The sequence below is a fragment of the Acinetobacter sp. Swhac1 genome (assembly GCF_013390985.1).
In the GTDB taxonomy this organism is placed as follows: Bacteria; Pseudomonadota; Gammaproteobacteria; order Pseudomonadales; family Moraxellaceae; genus Acinetobacter; species Acinetobacter towneri.
The window spans coordinates 70,811-82,632 of sequence record NZ_JACASN010000010.1; the positions used below are offsets into that span (position 1 = coordinate 70,811).

The 11,822-nt window shown below is 41.8% G+C and carries 11 protein-coding genes; 5 read left to right on the forward strand and 6 right to left on the reverse strand.

Going from position 1 to position 11,822, the window contains the following annotated elements:
* Nucleotides 1–153 precede the first annotated feature (153 nt).
* The 3 genes from HX743_RS07115 to HX743_RS07125 are packed head-to-tail and all read left to right on the forward strand — an operon-like array spanning nucleotide 154 to nucleotide 1,476.
* Nucleotides 154–768 (forward strand): RNA polymerase sigma factor, encoded by a 615-nt coding sequence (locus tag HX743_RS07115; RefSeq protein WP_004971803.1) that lies wholly within the window; start codon nucleotides 154–156, stop codon nucleotides 766–768.
* Nucleotides 765–1,085 (forward strand): hypothetical protein, encoded by a 321-nt coding sequence (locus tag HX743_RS07120; RefSeq protein WP_004971804.1) that lies wholly within the window; start codon nucleotides 765–767, stop codon nucleotides 1,083–1,085. The genes HX743_RS07115 and HX743_RS07120 overlap by 4 nt, the downstream gene beginning before the upstream one ends.
* On the forward strand, nucleotides 1,075–1,476 hold the full coding sequence (locus HX743_RS07125) for a DUF3106 domain-containing protein (protein WP_004971806.1): 402 nt from the start codon (nucleotides 1,075–1,077) through the stop codon (nucleotides 1,474–1,476). Before HX743_RS07120 ends, HX743_RS07125 begins: the two co-directional genes overlap by 11 nt.
* 100 nt (nucleotides 1,477–1,576) lie before the next feature.
* On the opposite strand, the gene HX743_RS07130 is transcribed toward HX743_RS07125, so the two are convergent.
* The 4 genes from HX743_RS07130 to cxpE all read right to left on the reverse strand — a co-directional run bounded on the left by HX743_RS07130 (nucleotide 1,577) and on the right by cxpE (nucleotide 7,928).
* Nucleotides 1,577–3,991 carry a CSLREA domain-containing protein gene (locus HX743_RS07130; protein WP_250316207.1) on the reverse strand — a complete coding sequence of 805 codons (2,415 nt, stop codon included), beginning with the start codon at nucleotides 3,989–3,991 and terminating at the stop codon, nucleotides 1,577–1,579.
* Between the two features lie 57 nt (nucleotides 3,992–4,048).
* A complete protein-coding gene (rbtA, locus tag HX743_RS07135) occupies nucleotides 4,049–5,866 on the reverse strand; it encodes a rhombotarget A (protein ID WP_178318851.1) in 1,818 nt (605 codons plus the stop codon).
* A gap of 122 nt (nucleotides 5,867–5,988) precedes the next feature.
* Nucleotides 5,989–6,693 (reverse strand): DnaA regulatory inactivator Hda, encoded by a 705-nt coding sequence (hda, locus tag HX743_RS07140; RefSeq protein WP_004971812.1) that lies wholly within the window; start codon nucleotides 6,691–6,693, stop codon nucleotides 5,989–5,991.
* A gap of 14 nt (nucleotides 6,694–6,707) precedes the next feature.
* A complete protein-coding gene (gene cxpE / locus HX743_RS07145; RefSeq protein ID WP_178318852.1) occupies nucleotides 6,708–7,928 on the reverse strand; it encodes a chloramphenicol efflux transporter CxpE in 1,221 nt (406 codons plus the stop codon).
* A gap of 134 nt (nucleotides 7,929–8,062) precedes the next feature.
* Here cxpE and purM point away from each other — a divergent pair, with 134 nt between their 5' ends.
* The gene (gene purM / locus HX743_RS07150) at nucleotides 8,063–9,133 is read left to right on the forward strand and encodes a phosphoribosylformylglycinamidine cyclo-ligase (protein ID WP_004971815.1); all 1,071 of its coding nucleotides are present in this window, start codon (nucleotides 8,063–8,065) and stop codon (nucleotides 9,131–9,133) included.
* 10 nt (nucleotides 9,134–9,143) lie between these two features.
* Nucleotides 9,144–9,773 carry a phosphoribosylglycinamide formyltransferase gene (gene purN / locus HX743_RS07155; RefSeq protein ID WP_178318853.1) on the forward strand — a complete coding sequence of 210 codons (630 nt, stop codon included), beginning with the start codon at nucleotides 9,144–9,146 and terminating at the stop codon, nucleotides 9,771–9,773.
* A gap of 89 nt (nucleotides 9,774–9,862) precedes the next feature.
* On the opposite strand, the gene HX743_RS07160 is transcribed toward purN, so the two are convergent.
* Nucleotides 9,863–10,681, reverse strand: coding sequence for an alpha/beta fold hydrolase (locus HX743_RS07160; protein WP_178318854.1), 819 nt, complete (start codon nucleotides 10,679–10,681; stop codon nucleotides 9,863–9,865).
* Nucleotides 10,678–11,700 carry a signal peptide peptidase SppA gene (gene sppA / locus HX743_RS07165; RefSeq protein WP_004971820.1) on the reverse strand — a complete coding sequence of 341 codons (1,023 nt, stop codon included), beginning with the start codon at nucleotides 11,698–11,700 and terminating at the stop codon, nucleotides 10,678–10,680. Before sppA ends, HX743_RS07160 begins: the two co-directional genes overlap by 4 nt.
* Nucleotides 11,701–11,822: the final 122 nt, after the last annotated feature.

Here is an 11,822-nt window from a genome sequence, read left to right on the forward strand (position 1 = left end):
GTTAATTTATTTTAAAAAGACTAGCCCTGCAAAAAAAATAGATTAGACTGAAAATAATAACTTGCAATGTCAACCAAACCATTGTTTTTAGCGTTATAAAAATATGATGTTAAAAATAATGGTGGGTATCCAATGACAGGATTTTCCATCTCTATGGATTTAAACCCGAAGTCGTCACACTCGGAAAATTTGAGTGCTCTTAAGAGTACGGCTGAGCAACGTCTGAAGAATTTCATGCAAGACGTAACGGGGCGTGCCTTAGTGATGATGGAAAGTGCAACGCAAGGACAGCACGGCATTGCTATGGATTTGGTGCAAGAAGCCTTTATTTCCTTGCATAAATCTTATGCTGACAAAGCCACAGAGGAATGGTATCCCCTGTTTTACACCATTTTAAATAACAAATTACAAGATTGGCGTCGTAAAGAAGCTCGCCGCGCTCAACCGTTTTCATGGTTCAAAAAAATCAGTTTAGATGATGACGATGTTGAACAACTTGATATTGTCGATGAGCAAGCACTCAATCCTGCAGAGTTTTTAGATCAAGCTGTGACTGTAGAAGAAATTCAGGCAGCAATTGCGGGGCTTCCTGTGCGGCAACAACAAGCTTTTATGTTACGTGCTTGGGAAGGTTTTGATACGCAAACCACCGCACAAATTATGAACTGCACTGAAGGCAGTGTAAAAACGCATTATCACCGTGCTATTCAAGCTTTACGCAACAGTTTGGCACATATGAATCCGTATCTGGGAGGATCATCAGAATGAAACAAGATGATTTCTTAAAACAAGTGACATCTAAACTTGATGGATTGGCTCGCCACCATCAAGACAAAGCCGCGGTCATGAATCATGTCTTGGACAATATTCAAGACAAGAAAACATCGCGCTATGGGCTTTGGAAAATGTCAGGTTTTGCATTGGCTGCGGCAATTGCAGGTTTTGTGGTCTTGCCAAATTCAATGGAAATGACCACACAGCCGCAGAATCAAGCTGTATCTGTTCCTAAACTTTCTCCACAAATGGTGGAAGATTTAGAAATGTTAATGGTGTTGGGTGAGGACAAAGTTCCACATGGCAGCTAAACGAATTGTGATTGCGTGTTGTGCGCTCAGTTTTTTACAAACCAGTTTTGCAGGGTTTGAGCGTTTTTGGATTTTTTCCAAAGATGCAGATACGCAAATTTCAGAAACCTGGGAAACTCTTTCTGAAGAAGAACAATTGGCCTTAATTAAGCGCTATCAAAACTTAAAAGAAATTCCTGCAGAAAAAAGCGTAGCTTTACAGCAGCGGATGGATTGGTTTACTCAACTGCCTGATAGCGAAAAACAAAAAATGCGTGAAACTTGGCAAAAAATGAGCACGCAAGAACGTCGTGAATTAGGACAACGCTTGCAACAAGCAACACCTGAACAACGACCTTTAATTCGTCAGGAATACATTCTTAAATATCAGCAGCCTGCAATGAGTCACTAATTTTATCTGTTCATGGATAATAGAAAGTACTTGAAGTCACCAATAACAAAAGCCTCATCGTGTAAAACAGATGAGGCTTTTGCAATAAAGAGTCGGTAGATTACGATTTTCTTGGACGTTGACGATAGAACGCCAATCCGATTAAACCAAACATACCCCAGAAACCTAAGCTTCCCCCACCGCCACCACTGGCTTCATAATTGGTATTTTTCGCTGTATTTTCTAAAGTAATGGTCGCTTCAGGCGATAATTCCAGTTCATGATCGAAAATCGTGTATTTCAGCTCATAATCAAATGGACTAAAGCTATTTCGTACTTGAACCTGAATATTGCCACCATAACAAATTTCACGTGCATAATCCCCAGGACAAGGTGCTTGACGATCTGCCGTAAGTACCACACCTGAAGGTACTTGTGTAAAACGAATTGCCAGTTCTTGTCCTGTACTATCTTTATAGAATGCAGGCTTATTGGTATTTTCTTTCAAAGTGCTGATAGAACCATCGCCTGCATCGCTATCATTCAGCAATGGATTAAAACTCACTTTGAGGTCTGTACCATATTCAAGTCGTACACGATCATCTTTTGCAATTGGGGCAATATTGCTAAATTTACCTTCAAGTAAGCCCGAAGAATGCAAATTACTGTCCAATTTTGAGGTAATGGTGTATTTACAATACGCTGAATCGGTTGCTTCTGTGACTTTATCATTCAGTCGATACATCACAATCCGTTGCAACTGTGCATCCCATTCACATTTGAATTGTGGATCTTGGGTCAATTTATCGGTACTAAATGTGGTACCTGAACCCGAAATTGCACCAATCCCCAATACTTCAGTGCTAATGCTAAAGTTGTCAGAATTAAGCTGTCTTAACTGAACAAATTTCCCATCTGCAGTTGGTTCATCTTGCTTTAATGCCATCGCAAATGGATCAACATAAATGGCACGATATTGCTGCTTAGCTTTGGTATTCGCCAACAAATCCTGCATCGTTTTCAAATCAGTACGCGATTGAGAAACGACCGAAGATGCAACATCTTTACTTTGATCTATCGCAGACTGAATACGGTCAATTTGTTGCTGATAATTGGCAAATAAACTTTCATAAGAGACATTACGCAAGCTTTGAATATCGGCTGCATTTAAGCGCATCACTTCTACAGAGCCAATTTCACAGGTATTTTTTGCATCAGGATTTAAAGTTAAAGTTGCATTACTCACCCGCGCTAAACCACGTTGTTCATAATCACTACACCCCATGCTGTTTACATCAATCAAATCTTTCGCAGGGTCTGAACCAAGTTTTGGATAATACAACGGCAGGAATAAATTATAAGCAGATGGTTCTTGCAAGGGCTGCAATACTTGATCAAAGCTAAGCCCTGTCAAATCCAAATTTTTAGCACCATCATAAGAACTATTTGCTGTTTCAGGCAAATCACACTCGCCTTGCTCTGTCGCTGATCCCATTGCGAATAAGGCATTGCGAATTGTGTTGATGTTGCGCGCCTGCTCTAAGCTCGCAGGGAATGCATAACGACAAGATTTACCTTGGTTAAAGGCCAACATATTAAAAGAGAGGACAATACGTGGATAATTGTCATAAAACAAAGTACTCAATGCTTTATTTTCAACAATGGTATTACTTTGCAAATACACCTGTGACAAAGTGCTAAGCGGATGATTTTCTGCATTACTTAAGTTAAAGATATGACCTTTGCTGGTATCAGCTTGGTTTTGTGCAATCGTACTGGCAGTCAACGCAAGATCTGGTTGGCCGCAAAGATCAAAAGTACTAAGACTATTTGCAGCACCATTTTTCACAATACTGCTGCGGTCAATTTTCACCATAGAGCGTGTATTGACCAAGTTGGCACTACAATCCATTGCCAACACACTACCTACTTTGGCTTGGTTCGCATGGATATAAGCATTTTCTAAATTGACTTGACGCTCCGCTTGATGAGCAACAACGTAAATTGCACCACCTTGTTCTGCATGCGAATTTTGAATTTCGACATTGTTCGCAGCTAATGGGCCTGCCACAAATAATGCACCACCCTTGCCTGCATCTGCAGGGTTTGCATTACCACCACCATGGGCATTCCCATTTTTTAGAATGACATCGTATAGCGCCACGCTGGCTTGGGTATCTGAAGTATTGATAATGCGGCTATTGCCATGTGCATTAATAGTGGTTTTTAACGGTGCAATTGAAGGATAACGATGTGTAATTGGATCTACTTGGTTATAGTCGACCGCTGTCGCCCCATAAATACGCACCATAGATTGCGGGCGTAATTCTGAGTTTAAGATATATTCCCCAGCCTGCAACTGAATCATATCGGTTGCACCACGGTTGGTATTGCCTGCGCTACATCCACCGAACGCAATATTCTGCTTGGCCGCAACTAACGCTTCACGTAATGAACATTTGCTTAAGTCTTCACCATTTTGATCTTCAAAGGTCGTGACCTGAATCACACGATTATCTGCTGCCATAAGCGACATAGCAGACAGCACCATTATCCCTAATAGTGTTTTTTTATTATTTTTCATATTCATCCTTTATGCTTTTCTACGGCGTAAACCCAACAAACCCAATAAAGTCATTAATCCGTAAGCGCTCCATGCACCACCAGAAACTTTTATTTTATCGCTTTCCATACGATTTTCATGTTCTTGAATAACTTGGACTTTCACTTCCATATAAGGTGTTGTGCTGTTAAAGCGTGTGGTGCTGGTAACTAATTTAATTTTAAAGACATCTGCACCATGCCAAGCAGAATCTGGGGTATATACCAAATTCCCCAACTCATCTACGGTCAATTTTCCTTTAGAACGTGTATCGAGTTGCTCAATTTGCACACAACCTGCTTGCCATGCTTGGCCTGTCGGATTGTTTGGATAGACTTGATCACAAAATTCTTTAGGCACCAAATCACTATCACCCAACAAATCACTCACCGACATTTTAGCAATTTGACCCGCCAAAATATCTTGACCTATAAGCCCCATAGTTTCAGGAACCATCACCTCTATTGCACCACGGTCACATAAGGTAATATCTGACTGACGGTTTTTACCGCGCTGATCTGAAGCAGCACAACCGACTACCGTATTATCCCCCAGTTGTAATTGCCCCTGATTCAACACCACAGAATCTTTCAGGCTGTTATAACTGAGCAATACGCGTGGGCGCATAAAGCCCAAGAATGAGTTTTCAGGAACTTGATATGGACAAAAGAGAGCCGTTTTATCTTGACTGAGGGTTTGGCATGCACCTTCAAGCAGATTACCTGCAAGCACCGAATTTGCAGTCCATAGCGTATTTGGATAGTTGCTATCGCCTGCTCCACAGCCTGCGCCGACTAAATTATTTTGCAATCTTGTTGCATCTGAACCTGCTTGCACACAGTTTGCTGCAGTATTGACACTGACAGGATGTGGATTACCCAAAATCACACTATTGGCAATATAGGCTTTACCCAAAGGTGCGTTGAGATACACACCACGGCTGTTACCAATCAAGCTAATGTTATTGACACCAATATCATCCAGCACATTCATGACATAGCCTTCATTTGCAGTAAAAGTACTGCTCACGATCATATTCCCCATACTAGGAAAGGCTTTGATTTCTTCATCTGCCAAACTTGCTGCAGAATAGAGATTGGCTGAAGCAACTGATATGGTTTTGTTGCCTTTAAATACTGAAGTTGTAATCACAAAGCGTGGGAATTGCGTATAAATGACGCCACCTTCCTGCGCTTGGTTAGCTTCAAGCAAGCTATTTTTGATCTCAATAAAACCTGCAGGGATCTTCTCGCCTGTCATTTGTGCGAGGTTATAAATTGCCCCACCTTGATTAGCTAGACCCTTACTCAGTTTCACATAGTCTAAAATTAAATGTTCATTATTATAAATCAGACCACCTTGCTGCTGACGACAGCGTTCCTCACCGCAGCCCTGTAAAGTTAATTCTTTTAAAGAAACTTTTAAGAAACGATCCTTGCTATCTTCAATGTGGAAAATTCGCTCATTGCCGCGCATCTGAATCGTGGCATTATTCAAACCTGGGGCAGTTTTATCATTCAGACTACTGTCATAGGTGGTTTTAATTTCAAGGTTTTCTGTAATTTTAAGTTGAGTATCAATTTGATAGACGGCTTTCTTTTCTAATAAAATCACACTTGAGGCATTTTTGCCGCCACAGCCCAAATAGCCTTCTTCAGGCATGCCTAAATTAATATACTCAATGGCTTCACGCAAAGAACATTGTTGATCATCTGCTTTGGTGTCAGCAGTGGTGGTGACAATGATATTACTACTATATGCATGACCTGCGATAAACAGCATACCAATGCCGATGCTCTGCTTGAGCATAAGCGTACTCCTTGTAATTTTCTTTGTTTTTTTTCTTCTTTAGTTGCAAATTCCCTGCAACTTCGAATTATTTTCCGAATAATTTGGCATAGCTTGCGCAAATTCTCAAGTAATTTTAATTTTTACCGATATTCGTCAATTAAAGCATAAATCTGACGCAGGTTTGCGCCACTTAATTTCGTTTTCTCTCCTTTAAGTAATTGCACCAACTGTTCAAGGCTTTGCAGCAAAATCGAGGTCTGCTGTGGGCCATGTAACAACAAATAATCAATAATTTGTGGGTCGATGATAATCCCGCGACGCTCTAACACAGAACTCACCAAAGCTTGTCGGTCTGCATATAAACTGCCTGAAGGCACTTTAACACTCACAGCCTGCGTCAAACGTGATTGCAAATCGGGCAATTCAAGCTTTAATTCAATGGGTGCAAAACGTGATGAAAACACCAACTGACCACCAACCTCATTGCTGTAATTGATTAAGTGAAACACCGCACGTTGCCAATGTGGTACACCACTAATCGCTTCAATATCGTCTAAAGCAACCAAATCATAACGGTCTAAAGAGGTAATTGCTTCTGTTGGGGCATCCAATAATTCAAGTAAGGATACTTTAATAGCTGATTTGCCAATTTCTAAATAGGAATCGCAAATTGCAGACAATAAATGACTTTTGCCTGTACCCGCACCACCATAGACATAAAAGCGATTGACCAATCCTGCATGAAGCTGTCGAACTGCATCAATCACATGCCCCCAACCTGGACCAGAAAAATCACTGATCCGTGCATCTAATTGAGGCTCGATATCTAACTGCAGTTGACGCATAGAATTGTAATCACCTAGGAGTTTTGCTGATCTGAGGGCTTTATCTTACTTGATTTTTCAGTCTGTTGCAGTGAATTTGCTGACTGAGGATCAAGCTCAATATCAATATGAACTTGTGCTGTATCAATGCTAATGTCACCCGATGCACCATCTTCAGACACCACCACAGGCTGCCCATACAAATAACTTTTTTCGTAAAAATCACGAAAATGACGCAGTAAAACCACAATCACTGCTGCTACAGGTAAAGCAATCAACATACCCATGAATCCAGCCAGTTGTGCACCTGCTAAAACTGCAAACACCACCGCGACTGGCGAAAGTCCGATTTTATCACCCAATAAAAACGGTTGTAGAATATAGCCTTCCACCGCCTGTCCAATCATAAAGACCACAAGGACTAAAACCAATTGCATCCAGTCAATGCCAAATTGTAGGAAAGTGGCAATAATGGCTGCAACAATCCCTACAGCGAAACCTAAATACGGAATAATACTAGCAAGTCCCGCAACCATCCCAATAATCAAGCCGACTTCTAAATCAATCAGTTGCAATCCAGTCGCATAAACGACGCCCAACAAGATCATCACCAAAAACTGACCTTTAACGAAAGCGCCTAACACACTGTGACATTCTTGTACCACAGCCAACGTGCTTTGCTCATAAGGACGCGGAATTAAGCGGCGCAGGCTGTCGAGCATACGCTGCCAGTCGAGCAAGAAATAGAAAGCAATAATCGGAATCAGCACCACGGTGCCGCCAATTTGAATAAAATTCAGACCAGACTGTGCGACACGCAATAACATGGCTTGAATACTATCGGCGCTATAATTGGTTTGCACATAATCCATGACGATGCTGCTCATGTGCGAGGTATCAATTTCCATTTCTTCAATATTGAAAGTGGATGATACCCACGGCAAGAAGGTCGAATTGATCCAGTTAATACCGACAGGAATACTGTCACGCGCAATCATCAACTGCTTCCAAACCAAAGGAATGATGTACCAAACTGCCAAAGTCAGCGCGATGCCAATCCCAATAAAAACCAAACTGATAGATAGCCAACGTGGCAAACCGACTTTGCAAAATTGTTCAACCAATGGGCTAAATAAATAAGCCATGAAAAATGCAACAACAAAAGGAATGACAACCGGTTTTAATAAGTACAGCACCCAAAGGAGCAGCACTATCCCAGACAGGATAAAAATGCGACGCAAGGTACGATCGACCATAGAAATTCGCCTTTTTTCAGTTTATTCGTTATAGAAGTTAAAATATTTGAATAAAGATAGCATTTTAGCGCATAAATAACATAAGAGTTTCGTATATTCAGGTATAATCGCCCCGCGAATGCGGAGACTTCATTATGAGCAACTCAACTTCTAACCCAACCACTGGTTTAAGCTATAAAGATGCTGGTGTCGATATTGAAGCGGGCGACGCGTTAGTCGATCGTATCAAATCTGTCGCTAAGCGCACGACTCGTCCTGAAGTGATGGGTGGATTAGGCGGCTTTGGCGCACTTTGTAAAATTCCGAAAGGTTATGAAGAACCTGTGCTCGTATCTGGCACAGATGGTGTAGGAACTAAATTACGTTTAGCGTTGAACCTAAACCGCCATGACACAATTGGTCAAGATTTGGTGGCAATGTGTGTAAATGACTTGCTGGTGTGCGGTGCTGAACCTTTATTCTTCTTAGACTACTATGCAACAGGTCACTTAAATGTAGACGTTGCAGCCAATGTTGTTACAGGAATTGGTAAAGGCTGTGAGCTTGCAGGCTGTGCGCTTGTAGGTGGTGAAACTGCTGAAATGCCAGGCATGTATGAAGGTGAAGATTACGATCTTGCAGGCTTCTGTGTGGGCGTGGTTGAGCAAAGCAAAATTATTGATGGCTCTAAAGTAAAAGCTGGTGACGTTCTGATTGGTGTCGCTTCTTCAGGTGCACACTCAAACGGTTACTCTTTACTTCGTAAAATTTTAGACGTAAAAAATGTTGATTTAACTCAACTGGTTGATGGTCGTCCACTGGCTGACGTTGCCATGGAACCAACACGCATTTATGTCAAATCAATGCTTGAACTGTGCAAACAAGTTGATGTGCATGCTATGGCGCACATTACGGGTGGCGGTTTACCAGGTAACTTACCACGTGTATTGCCAAATGGTGCGCAAGCAGTGATTGACGAATCATCTTGGGAATGGCCAGAACTGTTCAAATTGTTACAACGTGAAGGCGGTGTAGAACAGTTTGAAATGTATCGCACCTTTAACTGTGGTGTAGGTATGGTTGTTGTTGTAGATGCCAACGATGCAGACAAAACAGTTGAGCTTCTCAACAGCCTTGGCGAAAAAGCTTGGGTGATGGGTCGTATTCAAGACAACGCCGAATCCGTTGAAGGCGCAGATGAAAAAATTCGCGTAATTTTTGCGTGATTTGACTCAGATGATCAAAATAGCTGTCCTCGTTTCAGGCAGCGGAAGTAACTTACAAGCCCTGATAGATGCCAATCTTTCAGGGCAAATTGTTGGGGTTATTTCCAATAAGCCTGATGCCTATGCTTTACAACGCGCTCAACAAGCAGGGATTCAAACTGCAGTGATTGAGCACAAACAATATCCGAGTCGTGAATTATTTGATGATGTCATGCATCAACAATTACTTGCATGGGATGTTGATTTGGTGGTGCTTGCGGGCTTTATGCGTATTTTAAGTGCCAAATTTGTGCACGCTTGGGAAGGTAAAATGCTCAACATTCATCCTTCACTCTTGCCGCATTATAAAGGCATGCACACCCATCAACGTGTACTCAATACAGGCGATACCTTACACGGCTGTACTGTGCATTATGTCACTGCTGAATTGGATGCAGGTCAGGCACTTGCACAAGGTGTGTTGCAAGTAAACATCCGCGATGATGCCGAAAGTTTGGCGAACCGTGTGCATGTGTTGGAGCATTTGATTTACCCGCAAGTGGTTGAATGGATTTGTAACGGAACCATTCAGCACACTGCGCAGGGCGTGATCTACCGCCAACAACTTTTACAACAACCTGTACAGTTTTGCCATTTTTAAATATTCTTTAAGTCTGTAGCTTTTACAATATACGAAAAAACGCCTGTTGATCAGGCGTTTTTTATGGCTCGTACTTGGTTCGGACTGAATCAAACAGAAGCAGCTTTACTCTGCTGTGCCTGAATCAAGTCTTTAATCAACTGCACCGTGGCTTCAGGTTTTTCTAAAGGGAACATGTGTCCACCTTCAACCACCTGATAAACAATGTTGAACTTCTTGGCGGTAATTTGTGGGAAACCTGCTTTTAAGAACGGACCTTTTTTTGCAATCACCAATTCTGTCGGCACTTGCAGTTTTGCTTGCGGCAACCACCACAGTGAGGGATTGGTTCTAAAAATATTGACTTCGTCCATTTTTGGAATGGTCAATTGTACTCCGCCTCGCACATGGTCATCAGTCAAAGCATGCTCGATATAAGCCTGAAAACAATCGGCATCGAAATCTTGATAAAAACCTTTCGGACGCAATAAGTCTGCTGCTTGCTCACGACTTTCCCAATGATCACGACGGCGCAAAGACAAAGATGCAGGCGACAGTTGATCTACTGCTTTAAGCTTAAACATTTTGGCAAAATGTAAAAACACCGATGCTTTACCCATAATTAAAGGTGGATCAAGCATGATCACTTGTTCAAATAATTCAGGGCGTTGTAAAGAGGCTTGAAACGACAACACTGCACCTAAAGAATGCCCCAACGCAATCACTTTACGTCCCTGAGCTTGACGTACAACACTGTCAATCACTTGTTGGGTTAAGCTTTGCCAATGATTATCAATCGGATAACGCTTATCTGGCCCCAACAAAGGGACGTAAATCACATCGTAATCATCTTTAAGTAAATCAAACAGTTTTTGATAAACCTTCGATGGCACGCCATTGGCATGCGCAAAATGAATCAGTGGTTTCATTGTAATTTCGCGTTTTGCTCAGTCTGAATATGTTGAGATAAAGAAGTGGCAAAGCCCTCTCCCACTGCTGCCCCCATACGACCCAACACAGAGTCTAAAGGACTGTGTTCAATGGTATAGTTCACTGTTTTATCTAGGTTTAAATCACGCTTCAGGCTATTTAAACTGCCAATCTTATCGGCAATGCCTAAAGTCACGGCTTGCTCACCTGTCCAGAACAGACCTGAGAAAATCGCAGGATCTTGTGATTTCAGTTTCGCGCCGCGTCCATCTTTCACTGCTTGAATAAAGTGGCCATGCACATTATCTAATACGGCTTGCACATGTTTTTTCTGTTCAGGATCAACAGGTTGTGTCATCGACAATAAGGCTTTATTTTCACCTGAGGTCATAGTACGATCTTCCACACCCATCTTCTGCATTAAACCGCTCAGCCCATAATTTGGCATAATCACGCCAATTGAACCCACCAAACTTGATGGATTGACAATAATTTCATCTGCAGCGGAAGCAATGTAATACGCACCTGAAGCGCCAGTATCGCCAATCACGGCATAGAGTTTTTTCCCTTGATGCTGTTTTTTCAGATATTGAATTTCTTGCCAGATTTCATCTGACTGCACAGGTGAACCACCCGGAGAATTAATATTTAGCACCACCGCCTGACTGTTGCTGTTTTCATAGGCTTTTTTCAGTGACTTGATGGTGTCATTGCTGTTCACACTTTGCTTATCAGATGCAATTGTGCCAACAATATCCACCACCGCGATATGTGGACTCGCTGCCGATGGATTCGTGGTCGTGGTACTGCACCCTTTGCCCATTATCACCAACAGTAAAAATATATAAGCAAAAGTTAAAAACTTAAAGAAAATCCCCCAACGACGTGCACGACGTTGTTCTTCAACTGAAGCTAAAACAGCTTTTTCTAATAGTTTCCACTCATTGCCTGTGGGCTGCTGTGCTTGTGGAGATATTTGTTGTGATTCATTTTGTGGTTTTGGTGGCCAATCGGACATGAAACAATCCAAAAAATAGTAAATTTGCTCCATTATATACACGGAATTGGCAAAAACTGTCTAAAGCCTGTATTTTCTCCTATAATATTTTACATCTTTATCCTTTCTATCAATTGATGCTG